This is a genomic window from Marivirga sp. (assembly GCF_051117495.1).
Lineage (GTDB): Bacteria > Bacteroidota > Bacteroidia > Cytophagales > Cyclobacteriaceae > Marivirga.
This window is the reverse complement of the sequence record NZ_JBNPEF010000001.1, coordinates 1-23,290: the sequence shown is the minus strand read 5'-3', so window position 1 is coordinate 23,290 and position 23,290 is coordinate 1. Positions and strand designations below refer to the sequence as shown.

At 33.0% G+C, this 23,290-nt stretch carries 16 protein-coding genes; 11 read left to right on the top strand and 5 right to left on the bottom strand.

The window, feature by feature from the left end; all coding sequences use genetic code 11:
* Positions 1-2 precede the first annotated feature (2 nt).
* The 7 genes from ACFE0M_RS00080 to ACFE0M_RS00050 all read left to right on the top strand — a co-directional run bounded on the left by ACFE0M_RS00080 (position 3) and on the right by ACFE0M_RS00050 (position 9,287).
* A complete protein-coding gene (locus tag ACFE0M_RS00080) occupies positions 3-887 on the top strand; it encodes a class I SAM-dependent methyltransferase (protein WP_434543694.1) in 885 nt (294 codons plus the stop codon).
* Complete coding sequence (locus ACFE0M_RS00075) at positions 884-2,737, top strand: Ig-like domain-containing domain (protein ID WP_434543692.1); 1,854 nt, start codon at positions 884-886, stop codon at positions 2,735-2,737. The genes ACFE0M_RS00080 and ACFE0M_RS00075 overlap by 4 nt, the downstream gene beginning before the upstream one ends.
* A gap of 353 nt (positions 2,738-3,090) precedes the next feature.
* Positions 3,091-4,899 carry a tetratricopeptide repeat protein gene (locus tag ACFE0M_RS00070; protein ID WP_434543691.1) on the top strand — a complete coding sequence of 603 codons (1,809 nt, stop codon included), beginning with the start codon at positions 3,091-3,093 and terminating at the stop codon, positions 4,897-4,899.
* 136 nt (positions 4,900-5,035) lie between these two features.
* Positions 5,036-6,277 carry a DEAD/DEAH box helicase gene (locus tag ACFE0M_RS00065; protein ID WP_434543690.1) on the top strand — a complete coding sequence of 414 codons (1,242 nt, stop codon included), beginning with the start codon at positions 5,036-5,038 and terminating at the stop codon, positions 6,275-6,277.
* Between the two features lie 59 nt (positions 6,278-6,336).
* Positions 6,337-8,079 carry a M14 family metallopeptidase gene (locus tag ACFE0M_RS00060; protein WP_434543689.1) on the top strand — a complete coding sequence of 581 codons (1,743 nt, stop codon included), beginning with the start codon at positions 6,337-6,339 and terminating at the stop codon, positions 8,077-8,079.
* Between the two features lie 144 nt (positions 8,080-8,223).
* Positions 8,224-9,039, top strand: a complete 816-nt coding sequence (locus tag ACFE0M_RS00055) for a J domain-containing protein (RefSeq protein ID WP_434543688.1) — start codon at positions 8,224-8,226, stop codon at positions 9,037-9,039.
* 11 nt (positions 9,040-9,050) lie between these two features.
* The gene (locus ACFE0M_RS00050; protein ID WP_434543687.1) at positions 9,051-9,287 is read left to right on the top strand and encodes a hypothetical protein; all 237 of its coding nucleotides are present in this window, start codon (positions 9,051-9,053) and stop codon (positions 9,285-9,287) included.
* Here the strand turns inward: ACFE0M_RS00050 and ACFE0M_RS00045 are convergent.
* Positions 9,284-10,297: a PAS domain-containing protein gene (locus ACFE0M_RS00045; RefSeq protein WP_434543686.1), complete on the bottom strand. Its 1,014-nt coding sequence runs from the start codon at positions 10,295-10,297 to the stop codon at positions 9,284-9,286. The genes ACFE0M_RS00050 and ACFE0M_RS00045 overlap by 4 nt on opposite strands.
* A gap of 132 nt (positions 10,298-10,429) precedes the next feature.
* Between ACFE0M_RS00045 and ACFE0M_RS00040 the strand changes: the two genes are divergently transcribed.
* Positions 10,430-12,097, top strand: coding sequence for an ATP-binding protein (locus tag ACFE0M_RS00040; RefSeq protein WP_434543685.1), 1,668 nt, complete (start codon positions 10,430-10,432; stop codon positions 12,095-12,097).
* Between the two features lie 343 nt (positions 12,098-12,440).
* Positions 12,441-13,703 carry a S8 family serine peptidase gene (locus tag ACFE0M_RS00035; RefSeq protein WP_434543684.1) on the top strand — a complete coding sequence of 421 codons (1,263 nt, stop codon included), beginning with the start codon at positions 12,441-12,443 and terminating at the stop codon, positions 13,701-13,703.
* Positions 13,704-13,776: 73 nt separating this feature from the next.
* Here ACFE0M_RS00035 and ACFE0M_RS00030 read toward each other — a convergent pair whose 3' ends face one another.
* The 4 genes from ACFE0M_RS00030 to ACFE0M_RS00015 form a co-directional block, all read right to left on the bottom strand.
* Positions 13,777-16,251: a DUF5916 domain-containing protein gene (locus tag ACFE0M_RS00030; RefSeq protein WP_434543683.1), complete on the bottom strand. Its 2,475-nt coding sequence runs from the start codon at positions 16,249-16,251 to the stop codon at positions 13,777-13,779.
* A gap of 191 nt (positions 16,252-16,442) precedes the next feature.
* On the bottom strand, positions 16,443-17,105 hold the full coding sequence (locus ACFE0M_RS00025) for a hypothetical protein (RefSeq protein WP_434543682.1): 663 nt from the start codon (positions 17,103-17,105) through the stop codon (positions 16,443-16,445).
* Between the two features lie 22 nt (positions 17,106-17,127).
* Positions 17,128-17,814 carry a DUF2490 domain-containing protein gene (locus tag ACFE0M_RS00020; RefSeq protein WP_434543681.1) on the bottom strand — a complete coding sequence of 229 codons (687 nt, stop codon included), beginning with the start codon at positions 17,812-17,814 and terminating at the stop codon, positions 17,128-17,130.
* A gap of 72 nt (positions 17,815-17,886) precedes the next feature.
* Positions 17,887-18,777 (bottom strand): SMP-30/gluconolactonase/LRE family protein, encoded by an 891-nt coding sequence (locus ACFE0M_RS00015; RefSeq protein WP_434543680.1) that lies wholly within the window; start codon positions 18,775-18,777, stop codon positions 17,887-17,889.
* 66 nt (positions 18,778-18,843) lie between these two features.
* Between ACFE0M_RS00015 and ACFE0M_RS00010 the strand changes: the two genes are divergently transcribed.
* Both ACFE0M_RS00010 and ACFE0M_RS00005 read left to right on the top strand, forming a co-directional pair.
* A complete protein-coding gene (locus ACFE0M_RS00010) occupies positions 18,844-19,527 on the top strand; it encodes an arylesterase (RefSeq protein WP_434543679.1) in 684 nt (227 codons plus the stop codon).
* A 467-nt stretch (positions 19,528-19,994) separates the two neighbouring features.
* Complete coding sequence (locus ACFE0M_RS00005; protein ID WP_434543678.1) at positions 19,995-22,949, top strand: protein O-mannosyl-transferase family; 2,955 nt, start codon at positions 19,995-19,997, stop codon at positions 22,947-22,949.
* The last annotated feature ends 341 nt before the right edge of the window (positions 22,950-23,290 follow it).

Here is a 23,290-nt window from a genome sequence, read left to right as displayed (position 1 = left end):
ATATGTACGAAAAGCTTAGCGAATGCCCCGTTTGTAGTGCTTCGAATCTAAAGAATCATAAAGTGATAAAAGACTATTCTGTTAGTAAGGAAAGTTTTAATATCATGATTTGCGAAAATTGTAACTTTCAATTTACTAATCCTAGACCAGATGAAAATGAGATCGGGAAATATTATCAATCTGATGAATATATATCTCATTCGGATAAGGCTAATTCCCCAATCAATTTTATATATAAGTTAGTAAGAAAATATGCCTTGGCATCAAAAAGGAAATTAATAAATACAATTGCCAAACAGAAAAAAGGAAGGATTCTTGATTATGGATGTGGTACAGGATATTTTCTAGAAACAATGAAAGAAGATGGCTGGAAAACATATGGAATAGAACCTAACGATCAAGCAAGGGAATTAGCAAAATCTAAGGCCAAGGTAAAGGAAAAAATAGATGACCTAAATCTTAAAAATAAGAAGTTTGATATCATAACACTTTGGCATGTTTTAGAACATATACATGAAATCAATAATACAATCAAAATATTAAAGACAATTCTCAAAGAAAAAGGCAAGATTATTGTAGCTGTACCTAATATTGAAAGTTACGAGCAAACGGTATTTGAAGAAGAATGGGCAGCTTATGATGTCCCACGACACTTATATCATTTCAATCAGGAAACTATGAAAACCCTTATGTTAAAACACGGCCTAAGAGTAAAAAAAGTCTATCCGATGAAATTAGATGCCTACTACATAAGTTTACTTAGCAATAAATATAAATTTAATAAGAATAAATTTGTAAATTCATTTTTAACTGGCTATAAATCAAATACTTACGCTTCCAAAAATAAAAATAATTTCTCTAGCCTAATTTACGTTATTAAGAAATGACCAAAAAAATAGCATCCTTTTTAATTCCAATTATCTTATATGCATGTGCCACAGTACAAGGCCCAACTGGTGGTGAAAAAGACGAAAAAGCACCTATTCTGTATGAGTCTAATCCTAAAAACCAGTCAATAAATTTCAATGATCAGGAAATAAAATTATTTTTTAATGAATGGATGAAACTTGAACAACTTGATAAGGAATTAATCATAACTCCACGAGAAGATATACAATTTGAGGCTTCCTTAAAAAAACAAGAACTCACCATAGAATTAGAAAAACCATTAAAGGATTCTACCACTTATACATTCAATTTCAGAAAAGCACTAAAAGACATCACAGAAGGAAATTTATGGGAAAACCCCGTAATTGCATTTAGTACAGGTCCTTATTTAGATTCATTAGAAATATCTGGAACCATAACTGATATTAAAGATAATACAGCAAAAGAAGGTTTTGTAGTTGGACTATATACCACTGATTACGATACCGCTAATTTAAGACAAGGTAAGCCCGTATATTTTACCACTACTGATAAGGAAGGAAAATATCAGATGAAAAATTTAAAAAACGGGGAATATCGGTTATATACATTTCAGGATAACAATGATGATTTGATAAACAATCCACAAAATGAAGCTTTTGGTTTTCACTCAGAGGTTGTTGAATTATATGATAGCATAGGTCAAATCAATTTACATACATATCAAAGAAATGAGGATACATTGAAGATTAAAAAATACAGTCCTGTAGGTAAAGATTTTATAATTCAATACAATAAAGGTCTAAGTAATTATCATATAACTAATCCAAAAGATAACAATCAATATATATATACCAATGACGTAGAAAATTCCAAATACTTAAAAGTCTATAAAGAAAATTTTCCAGAACTAAATTTTGATAATGATTCGACATTACTTCTTGTAAGTGTCACTGATTCTATAGGATCAAGTAGAACAGACTCTGTTTATTTCAAACTAAGGGAAAGTCGTATCACCAATGATTCAATAAAAATTATTGAAAAACCAAAAGGAGAATTAACTTCTGGAAAACAACAGTTTAATGTTAGCCTCTCGAAACCTGTAAGAAAAATTAATTTTGATTCAATTCAATTAAGAATTGATAGCATTCCAATATATACATTTAAGGAGGATGAAGTAGAACAAAGTTTTAATAAGAAAGAAATAAAAATCAATACTAATATTGAACAAGAAAAAATTGAAACTATAATTGACAGCCTGACTAAAATCAATCAAAAACTTCAGGAAGCAGATTCTATTTCAAACAATTTAAATGATAGCTCAAAAGTTAATGATTCTATAAAAGCTAATGAAATAGAATCTGAAAACGTATTAAAAAAACCAATCTCAATGGAAGGGAGACAAAGCAGCCAATCATCAGAGGGATCTACAGGGAATTTACAATTATACTTTGGCAAATCGGCCTTTATGGGAATAGAAAATGATACAAGCAAACAAACACAAGTAAGCCTATCATTTAAAAAAATAGAAGATTATGGAACCATAAAAGGAAAAATAATAGATCCACCCTTTCCCTTTGTTATACAATTGCTCAATGAAAAATATGAAATTATAGATACTCTAATCAATAAAAGGGAATATAAATTTGATTACGTAAAACCCGGAAAGTATAGACTGAGATTACTGAAAGACCTCAATAACAATAATGTTTGGGATGCAGGAAATGTTTACACTTTAAGAAAAGCAGAGGAATACGTGTTCTATGATGAATTAATTACGGTAAAAGCTAATTGGGAAATTATAGACAAAAACTTCGATTTCACTGTGGATAATGAAGTGGATAGTGGTGTAAAAGAAGAGGATTTATAAACATCCTTTAACAGTAGATAATAAAATATCCTGATAAGTTAATAAGTCATGAGGATAAGTGTAAAAAAGTGAGATCTATCTACAACTTAATCCACAGACATGATATAAACATCAGACTAGAAGATTTTATTCACAAACAAAATCAATAATGTTAATTGATTAATTTACAGATAAATATAAGTGGATATCGAATGAAGTTATCTACAATTCATATACAAAAGAGAAACTATTTTATTAAATTCATTATTTATCAACATATCAACAGCATTAACAATAGATAATAATTTATATATAATTAAATAATATAATATTATGTGTGTGGAAAAAGGCTTAGTTAAAAGATTTTGAAATATATGAAGTATTGGATATTAACATATTTGTTATTAGCAACAACTATTTGCTACGGGCAAGCGAACCAGAAAATTGGTTTGGCCAATGCATATTATCAGGAAGGAGAGTTTGAAAAAGCAATATCAATATATCGAGAGTTGACTGATTCTCCGCAAAACATCTCTTTTATCCACAATAATTATTTAGAGATATTATATGCAAAGCAATACAATGAAGAAGCAGAAAAATATCTAAAAAACATTAATAAAATATTTCCTTCCAATATTAATTATCAAGTAGATTTTGTAGATTTTTATATTACAATTAACGATAGTTCAAAAGCAGAAAAAGTTTATCAGCAAATTGAGTCAGACGTTTTACAAAATTTAGGAAATCTCAGATCTGCGGCACAATTTTTTATCAATAAACAACACCGAGATTATGCCGAGCGTCTGTATTTATCAGCACGTGAAATAATGCGAGATCCCAATGCATTTGCAATTCAATTGGCCACGCTTTATCGATATACCAATCAAAAAGATAAAATGGTTAATGAGTATTTAAAATATGCCAATGAGAGACCGGGGAATTTGAGATATGTTAAAAACATGCTACAGTTATCCTTAACAGAAGAGGAAGAACTTCAAGCTTTCGTGGAAAGAATAATGGTAGAATTGCAAAAAAGTAAGGAGAAAGATATGTATTCCGATCTCCTGATTTGGGCCAATTTACAATTAGAGAATTTTTACGGAGCGTTTATACAAGCAAGAGCAATAGATAAAAGAAATCAATTAGACGGGCAAAATAGTTTGGAAATAGGGGAATTGGCCTATCAGAATGAAGATTACGATATTGCTGAAATGATTTTTTCCTATGTTGTTGATAATTTTCCTAATTCAATGAATTATATAAGAGCCAAACAATTAAAAATTAAAACGCAGGAAATCAAAATTAAAAATCATTTCCCTATAGATACGGCTGCTATTAGAAATTTGATTGTTTCCTATAAAAATTTGGTAAATGAAATTGGCTTATCTAACTATACCTTAGAAGCCTACAGACAACAAGCTTTATTACATGCATTTTACTTAAATGAACATGAGAAAGCTATTGATATGTTAAAAGAAGTAATAAATTTTCCCAATGCAGAAAAAGATATTATTGCTAAAGCAAAATTGAATTTGGGAGATATTTATATAATTACAGAAGAGCCTTGGGAATCTGTTTTATTATATTATCAAGTAGAAAAGAGTCATAAAAATGAAAATTTAGGCGAAAACGCTAAACTTAAAAATGCAAAACTTTCTTTTTATAAAGGAGAATTTGAACTGGCTCAGGAACATCTGGATATTCTGAAAAATGCAACCCGAAGGGAAATAGCTAATGATGCTATGGATTTGAGCATTCTTATAAAGAATAATACTATTTTGGATAGTACGCAAAAGGCGCTTCGCGCCTATGCTGGTGTTGATTTGTTAATTTATCAAAATAAATACCAGAAAGCACAAAAAACACTGGACAGTTTAATCAAAGAATATGAAGAACATCCGATTCTGGATGAACTGCTTTGGCTAAAAGCTAAAAGAGATAAAGAAATTGGGGAATACACACAATCCATTAATTTGTTGGAGAGAATTGTGAACGATATGCCCTATGATATATTAACCGATGATGCACTTTATGAAATAGCGATTATTTATGAAGAATTCATTCAAGATGAAAACAAAGCAAAAGAATATTATCAGCAATTAATGACAGATTATCCGGGAAGCATATTTGTGGCAGAAGCCAGAAAAAGATTCCGCCAATTAAGAGGCGATTTTGTAAACTAAAGCCTTCATCATTTTCATAAAATAAAAAGTTATAGAAGGTATTAATGAAATCTAATTAACTACCTTTGAATTATTGATTTTTCACACCCAAGTTCCTGGTCGTTTATTCGTTGATAGGAACATTTAAATCCTAAATATGCGATTCGAAGAACTGAATATTATTGCGCCCATTTTAAAAGCGCTAAAAGAAGAAAATTATACAGAGCCTACTTCCATACAAGAACAAGCTATTCCGCTTTTGCTTGAAAAAAATGATATAATGGCCAGTGCCCAAACCGGAACCGGAAAAACAGCGGCTTTTGCCATTCCTATTTTGCAACATCTAGAAAAAGGCCAATCAAACTCTAGAAAAATTAAGGCATTGATACTGACCCCAACAAGAGAATTGGCCATTCAAATTGGAGAAAGTTTTAGCACTTATGGAAAATATACAACTATAAAAAACACAGTAATTTTTGGAGGAGTAAATCAGAATAAACAAACCAATGCCATTAAAAATGGTGTGGATGTGTTAATTGCAACTCCTGGCAGATTATTAGATTTGATGAATCAAGGATTTATCAATTTAAGAGATATTCAATATTTTGTTCTGGATGAAGCAGACCGAATGTTGGATATGGGTTTTATTCATGATATCCGAAAAGTGATAGCCGTTCTTCCTCCAAAAAGACAATCTTTATTTTTCTCGGCTACCATGCCGGATGTGATAGTGGAACTTTCACGAAAAATTTTAAATAATCCTAAAAAAATAGCGGTAACCCCAGTTTCTTCCACAGCAGAGACTATTCAGCAATATCTATATTATACCAATAAATCAGATAAGAAGGATTTACTTCTTCATATTTTAAAAGACCCAAAAATGGATCAGGTATTGCTTTTTGATAGAACAAAACATGGTGCGGATAGAATTGTAAGAGATTTAAAAAAGAATAATATTTCAGCAGCAGCCATTCATGGTGATAAAGCTCAAAATCAAAGGCAAAAAGCTTTGAGTCAATTTAAAGACAAAGAAATTCGCGTTTTGGTAGCAACAGACATAGCCGCCCGAGGGATTGACATTGACAAATTGCAATATGTGATCAATTATGATATTCCCAATATTGCAGAAACTTATGTGCATAGAATTGGCCGATCAGGCAGAGCAGGTGAAGCTGGAGTTTCAATCTCGTTATGTGAACCGGAAGAAAACGACTATTTGAAAGATATCGAAAAACTGATCAAGCAGAAAATTCCTGTGGTGAAGGACAATCCATTTCCTCAAACCGATAAACCTATGACCACGGCAGAAAAAAAGGAATTTGAAAAAGAAAAACAGAGAAGAAAACAAGAGTTTTTCGCGAATAGAAAAAAGAAGGGAATTAAAGGAGGCAGGAGATAAAATACATTTTATAATCAAATCTGATTTAGTAATTTTAAATTTCAACTTAAAATAGCAATATGATGCGACCCATATTTTTCATCCTATTTATTTTTTGCCTCTCATCTTCCAATGCTCAAGAATTAATTACAGCATTCGAAGAATCAAATGGAACAAAAACCGCTACTTATCACGAAGGAATAAACTTTTATAAAAAATTAGCTCAAAAATTTCCGCAAATTGATATGCGGGAAATGGGCAAAACGGATAGTGGGGAACCTTTACATTTAGTAGTTTTCAATAAGGAAGAAAATTTTCGATTTAGTGAATTACAAAATTCAGAAAAACCCATATTATTCATCAACAATGGAATTCACCCAGGTGAATCTGATGGAATAGATGCTTCTATGATGATGCTTAGAAATTGGGCTCAAAATATTAGCCAGCATAAATTTTTGGATAATGTGATAGTGGCCGTAATTCCTTTTTATAATATTGGAGGGGCACTCAATCGAAACAGCACAACCCGAACCAATCAAAACGGACCAGAATCTTACGGTTTCAGAGGTAATGCTCATAATTATGATTTGAATAGGGATTTTATCAAAATGGATTCCAAAAATGCCTTTGCCTTTGCTGAAATTTTCCATCAACTCGACCCCGATGTTTTTATTGATACGCATGTGACTAATGGTTCCGATCATCAGCATGTGGTGACAGTGCTGACTACTCAGCATAATAAATTAGGTAGAAATTTGGGGGAATATCTTGAGAATGAATTTGAGCCTAAGATTTTTGAAATGATGGAAGCAAAAGGCAGAAACCCTATTGAATATGTAAATGTACATGGCACTACACCAGAAAACGGATGGACGCAATTCTGGGATGCGCCTCGCTATTCAACAGGATACACTACCCTATTCCAGACTTTTGGTTTTATGACTGAAGACCATATGTGGAAAGATTATAAAACTAGAGTGGAAAATATTTATGACTTTCTGAATATTGCTTCAGAATTGACAGCCAAGGAAGGAGCTAAAATCCAAAAATTAAAAGCGCAGGATAGGAACCAAATTCAAGAAGCAGATTCTTTGCCGATCTTATGGAAAAATGATCAAGATGAATTTAAGATGATTACATTGAATGGATATAAAACAAGCTATCCTGAAAGTGAATTAACGGGAAATCCATTATTGAAGTATCATAAAAATGATACATTCGAAAAAGAGGTGCCATTTTACAATTATTATAAAGTGGAAAAATCTGTAAAAGTGCCAGATTATTATGTAATTCCTCAAGCATGGTCTGAAGTAATTAACAGACTTAAAGCTAATGGGATAAAGATGGAATCTTTGAGAAAAGATACTGCATTTTCAGTTGAAGTTTATCATATTAATGATTTTAAAACGGTCGGGAATCCTTATGAGGGACATTATTTGCATTACAATACAAAGGTTAAATCTTCAAATCAAGAAATGGCATTTCGAAAAGGTGATTATTTGATTGATACCCGCCAAAAAAATAAAAGGTATTTGGTAGAGACCCTAGAGCCTGAGGCAAAGGATTCATTTTTTAATTGGAATTTCTTTGATAGTATTTTACAGCAGAAGGAAAGTTTTTCAGCTTATGTATTTGAACCAAAAGCTAAAGAAATTTTAGCGGATCTGCCTAAAGATGAACAATCATTATTTTATGAAAAGCAAGAAAATGATTCCGCATTTGCCTCTAATAATTATGCACAATTAGACTGGATTTTTAAGAAATCCAAGCATTATGAAAAATCCCACAAACGATATCCTGTTTACAGGTTAATGATTAAATGAGAAAAATATGGCATAGTCCTTTTTTCAAAATTAGTATCTGTACCATGGCAGGAATGTTAGTAGGATACTTTGTGGATAATATTTCCCTTTTCACAGGGATTGGTTTTGCATTAGGTATAGGCTACTTCTATATTGCTAGGTCAAATGGCTCGAATCAAAAGAACTTATATTGAATCCATTTCAATTTTGGGATTAAGCCCTGGAGCTTCACCAGAAGAGATAAAAGATGCTTATCGAAATTTAGCCAAGCAATATCATCCTGATATTTATAAATTGGATAATGGAGAGAAATTTAAGGAAATTAATTCAGCCTATAGCTTTTTAAAGAAACATCCCGATCCCCCCGAAAACCCTACTTATCAGAGAAATCAAAAATCAGCATTTTATAATGCGCCAGATAACTATGCGCAAAAAAGACAAGCTTATTATAGAAGAAAAAGAGCTGGTCAAGCACAAACTCAAAAGGAAGTTTATCAGTGGATGATTAAAAAAGTAAAGCCATTCGTTTTAATCGTTTTAGCTTTTAATATTTTACTTGCATTGGATTACGTACTCCCATATTTTGAAAAGGAAAGTACAATTGTAGGATATCATTATAATACCTCAAGAAAAAGCGTTATAAATCCTAACAAAATCGCATACGAATATTCTATATTGCTAGAAAACAATCAACAATATGAAATTCAGGCTAATACAAAAGAAGTTGTTAAAATAGGTGAAAAATACATTTTGAAAAAAAGCGTGTTTTTTGGCACTTGCATGGAACTTATTCATCATAGAACAGGAGAAAAACTAACCCCTCCTTATGATATTTATAGAATTTTTGGTTTTATCATTCCGTTTGTATTTCTTTCCCAATATCTATATTTTTATAAAGTAAAAAACTATGATTTGCGTTTGGGTTTGGTGGCATTTATGATATTTGCCGTATTAATGCAGGTAAGCTTAACCTTTTTTTAAACAATAGCACTATGTCAAAAAGAATTAAGAAAAGAGTGAATGGTGGATTAGCAATTTACTTTGGAATAGGCAGTTTATTTGGGGCAGTTATTTGTTTGGTAGGTTTTTTTGTCCTTGTTTATCAAGCAATATTTCTTGAAAACAATATTACTTGGGATGTTTTTCTTATTCCTATTATTGGATTAATTGTTTCTGGCTTAATGGCTTACGCTCTTTTAAGAGTCGGTTATGATGAAATAGAAAATTAAAGATTTTGGAAATGATTTTTTAAATCAGATAACTTGGAAAAAAGTGCTTTTCCTTCTTCAGTATCATAACTTACTTTGACAATATCTCGAATTGTTTGGTCTAACTTTTCCACGGAGCTTTTCATATGTTCTAAAACCTGTTGATTGTTTTCAGACAGATCAGACAAATCTAATAATTGCATTAAACCTAAAATACTGGCCACTGGCGCCCTTACTTCATGTGAAGCCTTGAAAGCGATTTCCTCTAGTTTTTCATTATATTTTTTTAGTTGTTCTAATTGTATTATTTCCTCTGTGATATCATGGTAAACACAGACTATTTCTTCATTTGGTAACTTATAAAACTCCCCTTTTCTCCAAACATCTGAATTTTCGTCTTGATATTTTAAAATAGGATATTGCGCATAGCCTTTTTGATAGGCTTCTTCAATATAGTCATAAAAACCACTGGTTTCAGTTCCAGGAAATACCTCTAAGACATCTTTACCTATTACTTCTGCACTATTTTTATGGTCTAATTTTTCTGCACCTCGATTAAAATCGGTGATAATAAATTTGTGTCCGAATTTTTTTAAGGTAACAACCCCTTCGCTAATGTGATTAAAAAGTTGTGTGAAACGATTTTCATGAAGGGTCTTTTCTTCTTCCAATTTCATTTCTTCGGTTTTCTCAATCCGAATGGAAAAATATTCTTTTACTTTACTTTCTTCTATAATCGGAACTATGGTGGTAGCTACCCAATAATTACTTCCATCTTTAGCTTTATTCAGAATGTTTCCTTGCCAAACCTTTCCTCTGCCAATAGTTCTCCATAAATCTTTGAAATAAGCTCTATTATGATAACCAGAATTTACTATGCTGTGAGGAGCACCGATTAATTCAGATTCTTCATATTTAGAGATATCACAAAATTGATCATTTACGTATTTGATTTCCCCTTTGAGGTTGGTGGCAGATATAATACTGTGTTGATTCAGCACATCAAAGTAAGTATATATTTTATCCTTCATGAAAAAATAAGCTTAGTCAGAATAATTGAACGTATAGGAAAAGTGGAGAATTCAAAGAGTTTGGATTTTTAATCTTAGCTCTATTTCAAAATTAAGTTTATATTCCGTATTTTTCATTGATTCTTTTAATTTATGCAGTCAAGAAAAGGAAATAGAATTTATTTTATAGTAGGCATTGTCACAGTTTTGATGCTTATTAATATTTTCTTGATAAGAGAAAACGGTAAAACCATTAAAGAGAATCAAGAAATAATAGACACTGCACAAAAAGTAGTGATAAATGCAGAAGAAATTGTTCAGACCCTTCATTTATTGGACGTAGGAATAAGAGGATATGCCATCACGGGAAATCTTGAAATGTATCAAAGTCCAGCTGATAGCGCCAGACAAAGAAAAAATAAAGCATTTAATTATTTAAAACAGACTTTGGAAAATCAAGCCTTTCCATTGGATGATTTTTCTGACTTGAAAAATTTAACTGATGAATACTTTAATTTTGTTGGCAATATTTCAAAAGAAATCCAAGATAATAATTTTTTAAAAGCGCAAGCAATGGTAGCTGAGGATAGAGGCTACCCTGTATGGCTTAAAGCTAAGAACTTTTCAAATGAAGTAACGGTATTTGAGAATAAAATAGAAGCAACAGCAAATGAAGAGTTTCAAACGGCTATCCAAACATCCTTTTGGCTACAGATTTTTCTGTTTTTAATCGCTATGCCAACCCTTATTTATTCTGCAATATATAGTACGAAAACTATCTCACTATCCAATAAACTCAGAAAAGCAGAATCAGATAAGGCCAACATTTTGGAAAATCAGAAAGAGACGCTAGAACGATTAGTGAGAAAACGGACAGATGAAATATTAGCTCAGAATGAGGAAATAAGGGCTCAAAATGAAGAGATTTCTTCTCAGAATGACGTCATTATGTTACATAATGAAGAAATGAGTAATCAACAAGCGTTAATTGAGGAGAAAAATGAAGAGCTCACCACTCAAAATGAAATTCTTAATAAGGCGAAGGTTACCATTGAAAAACAACAAAAGCTTCTGGAATTAAGGAATGAAGAATTAACAGAGGAAGTAGCTAGGCAAAATGAAGACTTGAGGAAAACCAACTTAGAGCTAGTGGATCAAATAAATAAACTAGAGCAATTTGGCTATATCGTATCGCATAATTTAAGGGCACCCACAGCGAGACTGTTAGGGCTAGGTAATTTAATTGATAAAACGAAGGAAGGAGAAAGAGAAAAAATAATTCAGCTGATGATTCAATCCTCTCACGAACTTCATGAAGTGATAGATGATATGGGTAAAATTTTATTAGTTCAAAAGCCGGGAAGCAAAAAGTTAGTGAAAGTTGATTTGGCAAAATCTCTACAGAAAGTTAGAGATATATTAGCTCATGAAATTGAGCGAACCTCAGCTGAAATAAAGGGGAACATTAAAAGTGAAAAAGTCATCAAGTCTTTACCACTTTATATTGAAAGCATTTTATATAATTTAATTTCAAATGCCATTAAGTATCATCAAAAAAACCGGAAACCCATAATTGTATTTAATTCTTATTCCACAGAAGAAAACGTTGTTATTGAAATTTCAGACAATGGGATGGGAATTGATTTAAATAATTATGGAGAAAAGTTATTCGGCCTATATAAAAGATTTCACTTTCATGTGGAAGGTAAGGGTTTAGGACTTTATCTTGTTAAGTCTCAAGTAGAGGCCTTAGGCGGAAAAATAGAGGTACAGAGTCAATTAGGAAAAGGAACCAAATTTACTGTTTACCTTCATAAATAACATTGTTGATTTTTATGAATTATACATTTATGTTATTATATATTACATATTTTGATCCATTTAAAAAAAGAATGACTTCTCTGTTTTCTTCTTCAATTTTTCTTAAAAGCATATAAAATCCGCCTAAATTAAAATCTGACCTTTTAAACACCTACACTCAATTTGTTAACGGTAATATTAATTGATTTTGTATTTTTCATTATTCAATTATATATTATTCTGTTAAAATTGGATTATAGGTATAAATATAACGTAACATAATGATTTGTCAGCTTTAAATTTGTTTATTTAAAGGAATTATTAGTCTTTTGGATAAACTAATTTTTAACTAAATACTTACATTATGTTTTCACTACAAAAACTAACAAAGAGTGTTTTATCCTTACTGATTACAGCAGTGATATTTGTTGCCTGTTCTCAAGAGGATGAAATGAAAATCAATGATCCCGCAGACCTTATTGAGGTAAGCGATGTGGTAAACGGCCAAATTATACCAGGCCAGTACATTGTAACTTACAGTGAAACAACTACCAACCTAACCATGCGAGGATTGGCTTCTCCCGCAGCTAGAAAAGAAGCTATAGTTAGTACTACCAATAATTTATTGGCAGAAAATAACATTTCAAATGAAAATGTTATTGCTGTTTATTCTGAAACAGTAAAAGGGTTTGCTTTAAAGCTATCGGATTCAGAATTAAAAGATTTGCGTTCTGACAAAAGAATCGCTCAAATTGAGCCGGACAGAATTGTGACATTGGCACCACCTTGTGGAACACCAAATGGAGGTCCTTGTGATGATAACCCAGATGACGGTGGTGGAGACGATGGTAGCTCTTCACAAACTACTCCTTACGGAATTAACAGAGTAAATGGTGGAGTTGCTTATAGTGGTTCTTCCGTTGCTTGGATAATTGATACTGGAATTGACTTGGATCACGAAGACTTAAATGTTGATGCTTCAAGAGGCTTTAATGCATTTACATCTGGAAGAGATGGAAAAAGTACAGATGATGGAAATGGTCATGGAACTCATGTTGCTGGAACTGTTGCTGCTTTAGATAACAGCGTAGGTGTAATAGGCGTTGCGGCTGGTGCAACTGTAATTCCAGTTAAAGTTTTAGATTCAAGAGGAAGTGGTTCTTATTCAGGCGTTATCGCAGGTGTTGATCATGTTGCAGCTAACGGAAGTGCTGGTGATGTAGCTAACTTAAGTTTAGGAGGACCAACTTCTGATGCTTTGGATGATGCAGTTAGAGCAGCTGCTGATGCAGGAATCAAAATGGTTTTAGCTGCCGGAAACTCTAGTGAAGATGCCAATAACTCATCTCCAGCAAGAGTAGAGTATAATAATGTATATACTATTTCAGCAATGGATAGCAATGATAACTTTGCTTCATTCTCTAATTATGCAAATCCACCGGTTGATTACTGCCAACCAGGTGTTGGAATTAATTCTACTTGGAAAGGTGGCGGTTACAATACCATTAGTGGTACTTCTATGGCTGCACCTCATGCAGCAGGAGTTTTACTTTTAGGAGGAAATTCTACAGATGGTACGGTTAACAATGACCCTGATGGAACAGCTGACCCAATCTTGGTTTACTAAGCTGTTAAATTCATACTTATTAAAAAAGGAGCTTGATTTTATCAAGCTCCTTTTTTTATGCTTTTCTATAATTTTAACTTCTATTAAGCGCAATATCCCTTTTGATTTGAGTATAGTCTAAAAAATAAATTAATCTAACACTCAAATTTTGTTGATGCTCTGTTGATAAAACATTCTTGAAATTCTCAGAGAAATTCATGTCCACCATATTGTTGACTTCTTGTACGGCATCTTTCCAAACTACATTTACAAAACTGCCGGGAGCAATTTGCCATGAATAAACAGCATCTATATTAAAGACATTGAAATTGGTATCATGCTTTTCATATTTATCACTTCGTAAATCTTTTCCGTTATAAGGAATGGGTTCAATATCACCTTGTTCAGTTAAATTATAATAATTGAAGTAATCTACTTTATTCCAATAATGTCTTAATCGGAAATTAAAGCCCATTTTGTTATTAATAGTATAATTGAGGCCCAAAACATTTGACATCACATCAATATCTCTTTCTCCAAAAATAACTTGCTCTATGTTTCCGTCCTCATTTTTTGAATGTTCAGCAAAACCAATTGAGCTAAATTGTTTGTTAAAATTAAAGCCGTAATTAATAGAGAACTGATCATTCAATCTATAGCGTGGAGAAATATTAACCCAATAATCAAATTGCGCTCTGTCGGGAGCATTCCAAACCCCCACGGAAACATTGCTCATAAAGGCTTTTCTGCTATCTGACGAATACCGAAGGTTTGTACTATAATTCCATGTTCTGAAATATTTGGCTCCGGCTACCCTTGGCTCAAAATAATCAAATGTTTTGGAAGGTCTATAATTTAGGTTCACAGAAAAAGTTTGAAAATCTTTTGTTTGTGCCCACCACTGATTCCAGAGAGAAAAGTTTTGGTATAAACGAGGTTCATATAGTTTACTATAATTAGCACCAGCCCAAATCCTATATTGATTAAAAATAGTGGTGGGTTGAAATTGATTATACCCTAAAGAGGCATAATGAGTAATTTCATTAGGATTCCGTAAAAAACCCATATCATTGGGATTATAGGTGTCACTTTCTACGTTTCTCCCTATTTCAAACTGATACTTTCCGCTTATTTTAGCAAAACTCGCATTGTACTTATAACCATCTTCAACTAAGCCATCCGGATTTTGAATATTATTGTAAGCTCCAAATCCTTCTATTTGATAAGTGTTGCTTTTATCTCTTAATCTAAAATCTGAACCAATTACATTGGCATTATTTCCACCATCAAAACGCTGAACATTAGTGTTGATCACACTGATATTACTATTATTTTTTAAACTTTGATCCACTACCATCACATTAAAATTGGTAAGGTCATCAACTTGTTCCAATCTTTTGTCTTTGCTTTCTTTATCATAAACTTCCGCAAAAGTTCTATTGGTAATGGCATTAAAAAAGCCAATTCCCAATCCGTTTTTTGTTCTACCGGTAATTTTAGAGGCGTTTAATAATGGAGCCTCGCTAGGTCTGTTAATTAAAGAGTCCGAATCCTGTAAATCTACAGAACCAAATGATTGCCCCACTCTACGGGAATAAAACAATCCACCTTTATTGAAAAGCTCAGTTCCTTCAGTAAAAAATGCTCTGTTCTCAGCATATTGAACTTCAAATGGGCCTAGGTTATAAACCAGATTATCGGATACGGTCTGTCCAAAATCTGGAATCAAAGTCATATCTAATGTAAAACTTTCAGTCAAACCATATTTCAAATCCATACCCCCCGTAATGTCCATTCCGCTTTCATTTCCCCTTTTATTATAATAAGTAGTGATGTAAGGTGAAACGGATAACCTTAAAGGCGGCTTAATTCCTTTCAGCCCTTTTAAAACACCAGATTGATTCACCAAACCATCGACCGAATTATCCACATAATTCCAGTATGAAGTTTCATTCTTGCTTTGGATTTTACGCATGAAGTTAATGTTCCAATCTTGATTTGGATTTTTTGGAAAACGAATGGCAGCATAAGGAATTTCCATTTCGACTTGCCAACCTTCTTCCGTTATTTTGGCCTCGCTTTTCCAAACAGCATCCCAATTATAATCACTTCGGCCTCTATTGATAAATATGTCAGTTTGAACACCAGCCGAACTCACTTTAAGATAAAATGCATTTTGTCCGTTTTGGTAGGTATCCAAAATCACTCCAAACTGATCGGCATTTCTGCTGTCATCATCTCGGATTCCTAATTCTTGTCTAATGGGTTCACCGCTATCATCCACCATTCTTGCTGAAATGTAAATGCCAAAATCAGTATAAGCAGTTTTGATATAGGTTTTTTGATTGGATTCAGCCCCGTTTTCTGGAACAAAGGCAATGAAATTCGCTTCTGTTTCCTTTAACCCTTGCCAAAACACATCCTCTAAATCCCCATCAATATTTGGTGTAAGTTCTTCAACAAACTGGGATTCCATTTCCCTTATGGCCTTTTTTTCTTTGTCTTTAGCCCAAATAGTTACACTAGAAAAAATAATAAGAAATAGAGGTAATGATATTTTTTTAAACATTGGCAATTGAAACTTTAATGTATTAATAACCTAGCTTCCAATTTTAACACAATTTTCAGGAATTGGATGCTATAATTACATCAATACAAATTAAAGTAGATAGACGGTAGGGTTTAGGGTATTTTGACTCAAAAGCTTACAGGCCTTATAAATATCAATATTAGGCATAGATCGTGATTGTATAAATGAAATTAATTAATCGTTTCGTCTTCAATGAAAACAGATGGTTGATTTAGAAATACGAGCTGAATTTTTTTGTCAGCATATTTTTTTCTGTAATTTAATACTTCTTCAATTAAGTTTTTGGACTGTCTTCCATTATAAATTGTCCAATAAACAATAATGAAAATTTCAGCATCCTTATTTATTCTATCGCTGAGGGTGTTGTTCGATAGATCTTTAAAATAGGGTGAAATATTGGATAACTTTAGTTCTCTTTGATATTTCTTAACGGATTCATCTTTAGGCGGATATTGATTAAAAGTACCCTCATAATTCCATTTCCAATTATCCTCTTTCCTTTTGGTGGTACAATTTAGTTGATAAGATAATAACCGGTCTGATCGATCAAAAACCATTAGTTGATGCCATTGGTATAAATCATGGGTTAGCCTTTTATTCTCGTCTTCATAACTATAGATCTCATCACTATATTTTTTGGTATCCATGATGTATAATGATTCTTCTGGAATACCCCATTCTTCAGCATAGGCTTGTATAGTTTCCAAATTTCTGACTTCATCAGGAAGATATCCATATTTTTCTTCAGCTTCGATTTTTCTTTGCTGAGCAGATTTACAGGCATTAAGAAATAGAATGGTAAGGATGAGTAATGATAAGGTTGAGTTCTTCATTTTTAAGGTTCTTTGAAATTATTTATAATTGAAAATTATGATGCAGTGAGAACTGCAATTGTGTTTTGCTGAAATTATTATTGAGTGTTTGTTCCATTAATCCAATTTGGACTTTGAGATTTTTCTTCCAAACATAGCCTAACCCTCCATACAATCGGTTTCTATCGAAATATTCAATATTATCCATTTTTTCTCCATTGATGAATATCTCATTATAAATAGGAATGTAAAAACCACCCGGATTAAATTTCTTATCGGTCAAGGGGATGTTGATAAATAAAGCATATCTTAGCCTGGTTCTAAAATCTTGATTTTCTACAAACCTTTGTTCATATCTAAAGCGATGGTTTAAAGAAGCTGTTGATACCGTTTGTCTCAAAAGCGCTTCTTGGTAAATCCTATTTTCATAAAATGTGTCATTAGGTTCACCCACATCCTCAGTAGTGATATTTCCATAACCCAAAGTGAAAGTTGCAGAACCATCTTTCAAATGATAGCGTAAACCAGTTCTTAATAATAATTGCTCTAAATCTCCAATGATATTGTGGTTTCTGTATTGTGCTTCGGCATGAATCCCAAATTGGCTTTCTTCAAATTCAATGCCTCCGAAATACATATACCAGGCACCTAAATCAGGATTATCTTGTGCTATTATCGGCTTTAAGGAAAACAATAATAATGTGAAGGCAATTATAATTCTGAAAGTCATAAAAAAAGTAAGTTCTGAAATGAAAAAGATAGGGCAAAACTATAAGAAGAATTTTAATTGACAAAAGCCTTTTCAACGAACGGCTTCTGTATTGGTCTTAACTTTATATAAAGATTTTGAAGCAGTAATAAAAAGCTGATCAAAATTTTCTCCCCCAAAACAAATGTTGGCAGTCCAATCTTCAGGAATCTCCAAATGCTGTATAAAGGTGCCTTCCTTATCATAAATATCCACACCATTTCCAGTCAAATAAAGATTTCCATTGGAATCTAAGGTCATTCCATCTGAGCCTTGTTCAATGAAAAGCATTTTTTCTTCTAATTCACCTTTTTCATTTATTTTATAGCGATAGGTTTTATCGGCTCCGATATCAGCCACAAATAATAAATTTTCATTAGAATTTCCCACCACCCCATTGGCTTGCACTAAAGTTGAATCTAATAAGAGAGGAGATCCATTTTTAAATAAATAAATGGATTGATGGCCAACCGTATCATGCTTGTTTTCCCAATAAGGCCTTTGGTAAATGGGATCTGTAAAATATAAATTTCCATTCTGATGTACCCAAACATCATTTGGTCCATTGAAATTTACTTCACCGGATGGATTCAGCATAACTTCCTTTTCACCATCCAATGAAAATTTCCATAATTGATTATTTCCATCTGCACAAGCCCAAAGGTTTTGCTCATCATCTATATACAAACCATTGGCTCTGCCAGAATTATCAGTAAACACACTCAAATTTCCATTGATATCATATTTATATATAAGATTATTGGGTTGATCGGTAAAATAAATATTACCAAACTTATCTGGTGTCGGACCCTCGGTAAAAGCAAAGCTATTGGCAACTTTTAGGATTTCTGCATCTTCCGGAATGGGTTTATTTGGTTGCTGGTTGCAAGCAACAATTAAAAATACAATAAGTATTATCAGAGGAATTTTTATATAATCAATCATTTTATAACATTTTGCGTAATTTAATACTTTTAATAGAAAGCGTTAACAGTTCAATTCAATAAGAATATGAAAATATATTTCAATTCATTCATAGCATTAACTTTTATACTGCTCACTGCATGCGGAACCAATAATAAACAGGCCGAAAAGAAATCTGAAAAAGAAGAAAGGTCAGAAGTAGTTGAAAAGAAAGAAGAAAGGGACAATATCATTTTTTTTGGTAATAGTCTCACAGCGGGATATGGCGTGGAGGCCGAAGAGGCTTTTCCCGGCTTAATTCAAAAAAGATTAGATTCTATGGATTATGACTATAATGTGATCAATGCGGGAGTGAGTGGAGAAACGACAGCCAGTGGCCTATCCCGAGTAGAATGGGTTGTGAAACGACAGCCCGTGCAAATATTTGTTTTAGAATTGGGAGGAAATGATGGACTGAGAGGAATTGAACCTGAAGAAACCAATAAAAACCTTCGGGCAATTATTGATAAAGTAAGAGCAATCCATCCAGAGGTGAAAATTTTATTGGCCGGCATGATGGTTCCTCCTAATATGGGCCAAAATTATGCGGAGCAATTTCAAAAACTATTCCCCAAAATAGCAGAGGAAAAAGAAGTAAACCTTATTCCTTTTTTATTGAAAGATGTGGGAGGCGAGAAAGACTTAAACCTACCAGATGGTATTCATCCGACACCGGAGGGACATAAAATTGTGGCTGAAACGGTTTGGGAGAATCTGAAACCTTTGCTTTAATTCATTATTAGTGCCATTAAAACAGAGACTATTGCTAAGAAAACAATCATAACGATTACGCTTATGAGCCTTGATTTTCGTTTTCTTCTTGATCGGAAATTTTGTAATTCTTTGAAATCAAAATTTCCGCGATTTTTTCTTACTTTCATCTTTTGTGCTGAATAAGGGTTTTCATTCATTGATTTCCGCTTATTTCTCATAGCACGGTTCTGCTTAAAAGAATCGCTACCTTGTCTGCTAAACCCAAGACCTCCTGTCATATTAAAAAATCATTGATTATACTATACCTTTATTATCTAATATAGGAAAATTATTAGAATAATATCGGGTTTAAGCTTTCTAATGTGGGGTAAAAAAGTAAACTAAAATCCATAAAAGGTAGCAATTCTGAATTAATTGCTACGTTCTAATGTCCGATAGGATGAAATTTCTTATTTTCGCCTCTGTTATAAAAAACAAAATTATTTATGATGTCATACCAAAGGATTAACAACATCAGTGGTTGGATTATTTTCTTAATCGCTTCTGCCGTTTATATCTTCACTATTGAGCCGGTTGCCAGCTTTTGGGACTGTGCCGAATTTATAGCCAGTGCCTATAAATTGCAAGTTCCGCACCCGGCAGGTGCCCCAATGTTCTTGCTAATTGGTAGGATGTTCTCCATGTTTGCTAGCAGTGATGTGGAATCAGTTGGTTTTGCGGTAAACTTGGTTTCAGCCTTAAGTAGTGGATTCACCATTTTATTTATGTATTGGTCAATCAATTTGCTCTCTCATAAAATTATGAATATAAAAGTAGGGGAGGCCAATACAGCACAAATGATCAAGATTTTTGCGGCAGGAGCCATTGGTAGTTTGGCCTTTACTTTTTCAGATTCTTTTTGGTGGTCAGCAGTGGAGGCGGAAGTTTATGCAATGTCCTCCTTCTTAATTGCCCTTGTTTTTTGGGCCATGTTAAAATGGGATTTGATTGAAGACGAGTCCGCAGAAAATCGCTGGCTAATCTTAATTGCATATATCATAGGTATTTCAATTGGGGTTCACTTACTGAATATAGTGGCGCTTCCTGCATTAGGATTAATTTATTATTTCAAGAAATATAAAAAAGTAACTTTCAAAGGGATATTTTTTGCATTGCTAATTAGTAGTGCCATCCTGATCGTGATTTGGCAATTTATTATTTTAGGCGTACCTAATTTAATAGGTAAATTTGAAATATTCTTTATCAATTCAATTGGATTACCCTTTGGTTCAGGAGCTTTAATTTTTGGTTTACTTTTAATTGGCGGACTTTCTTATGGAATATATTATGCCATCAAAAATGATAAAGTAACGCTTCATACTTTTTTATTAGCTTTCACATTTATTTTAATTGGCTATTCTTCTTATTTCATTGTTTTGATTAGATCAAATTATAATCCCCCAATTGATCAAAATAATCCTGAAAATGTGATGACCTTATTATCTTATCTAAATAGGGATCAGTATGGTTCAAGACCTTTAATTCATGGTCAGTATTTTGATGCAGAAGTAGTTTCTCAAGACAGAGGAGATGCCGTTTACAGTAAAGGCGAGGAAGAGTATGAAATAACAGATTATAAAATTACAACTCAACACGATCCGAAAAGGACTACAATTTTTCCGAGGATGTATAGCAATGCACCTGGTCATGCGGAGGAATATAGAAGATGGACGGGACTGAGGCAAAACGAGAGACCAAATTTTGCTGATAATATAAAATTCCTTTTTCGCTATCAATTAGGCCATATGTATTTCCGCTACTTAATGTGGAATTTTGCAGGCCGAGAAAGCGATATTGAAGGGGCGGGCTGGAAAACGATGTTTCAGGATACTAGTGAAATGCCGGAAGTGATGAAAGAAAATAAGGCGCGTAATAATTTTTATATGCTGCCTTTTATTTTAGGGCTTATTGGAATTTTCTTCCATTACAAAAAGGATCTGAAAGGATTTAGTGTCGTGGGTTTGTTCTTTTTCTTAACTGGAATAGCTCTAATTCTTTATCTGAATTCCCCAGCTACCGAACCTAGGGAGCGAGATTATATTTATGCTGGTTCTTACTATGCCTTTGCCTTTTGGATTGGTTTTGGAGTATTAGCGGTTGCTTCCTTATTAGAACGGGCAATCAAAAATCCAAAAGTGGCAGGTGCCGTAGCGGGAGTAATTTGTTTGATCGTGCCCGGTATTATGGCTTCAGAAGGTTGGGATGACCATGATAGGTCTGAGCGTTATTTCTCTGTTGATGCAGCCCGTAACTATTTAGCATCTTGCGAGCCGAATGCAATTCTATTTACAGGAGGCGATAATGATACTTTCCCGCTTTGGTTTGTACAAGAAGTGGAGGGGTTTAGAACCGATGTTAGGGTGATTGTTTTAAGTTATTTCAATACAGATTGGTACATTAACCAGATGCGCCAGAATGCCTATGATTCTGAACCTTTACCAATTACTTTAAGCGAAGAGCAAGTAGCCCAAGGAGGCAAAAATGATTATTTGCCTTATATGGAGAATGCCGGAATTAAAGGAGCGATTCCTATTGACCGATATTTAAGCTTGATAAGAAGCAATAATAAAAGTTTAGAAGTACCAACTTCAGTCGGTAGCTATAATATGTTGCCTTCTAGGCAGTTGAGTCTGAAAGTAGATTCAGCCCATGTGAGAGGGTTGGGGATAATCCCTGATGATAAGGCTGACATGATGGTGGATAGAATGGTTTGGAATGTAAAAGGAAATGGACTGGAGAAAAAAGATTTGATGATTTTGGATATCATGAATGAAAATAATTGGGAAAGACCAATTTACTTCAATACCACATCATTGAACGGCATCAAAATGGATCTTCGTAAATACGTGGTTCAAGAAGGTTTGACCTACAGATTATTGCCTATAGAAAGAGATGATGTTCAATCTGAATTTGTCAATACCGAGGTAATGTACAATAATTTAATGAACGACTTCCACTTCACCAATACTGCAGATCCGGATGTTTATTATAATGAAAATTATAGAAATTTCTTCCTGAATCACCGCTCGGTTTATACTGCATTGGCAAAATCATTGGTGGCTGAAGGTGATGAAAAGAGAGCGCTTGAAGTGATTGAATTTATTAGAGAAAAAGTGCCTAATGAAGTGGTTCCTTATGATATGACCGCGCTGGATTACATTCAAATTTATTTGGCAACAGGAAACGAAGAAAAGGCCAATGAAGTAATGAATATTTTATGGGAGCAAAACTTCGAACAGTTTCAGTATTTAGTAAACAACGATTTGATTTACATGGGAAGAGAAAGACAAATTAGCTTTGCCATTCTAAGTCAAATAGTTCAAATTATGAGGCAATACGGAATGAACGAAAAAGCGGTGGAGTACCAAGATCAATTAAGAGTACTTTATGAAAGAATGTAAAATGTAAATCTTCAATAAAAATAGCTCACAAGAAATTGTGGGCTATTTTTTTTAGATCCCAGAAAATCTATTGGAGTTAATTTTAATCAACGTGAGACCATCTCCTTCCCCTGCCAATGTTATAAAGTTAAACTTTGAAGCCTCATTTTTTATACTTCTACTACTAGACAAGAAATTTTGATTAATTAACTGCTATACTTTAACCATAAAAGAGACAAAAGATACTATGTTAAATTCCTAATTAGTTTTATACTTTTAATCCATTTATTAACTTTGAACTGACCAAAAGAAGGCTTCAGTCGATTCTTTGCACCGGAGTCTATCTAGAGCGGGGCCTTAAT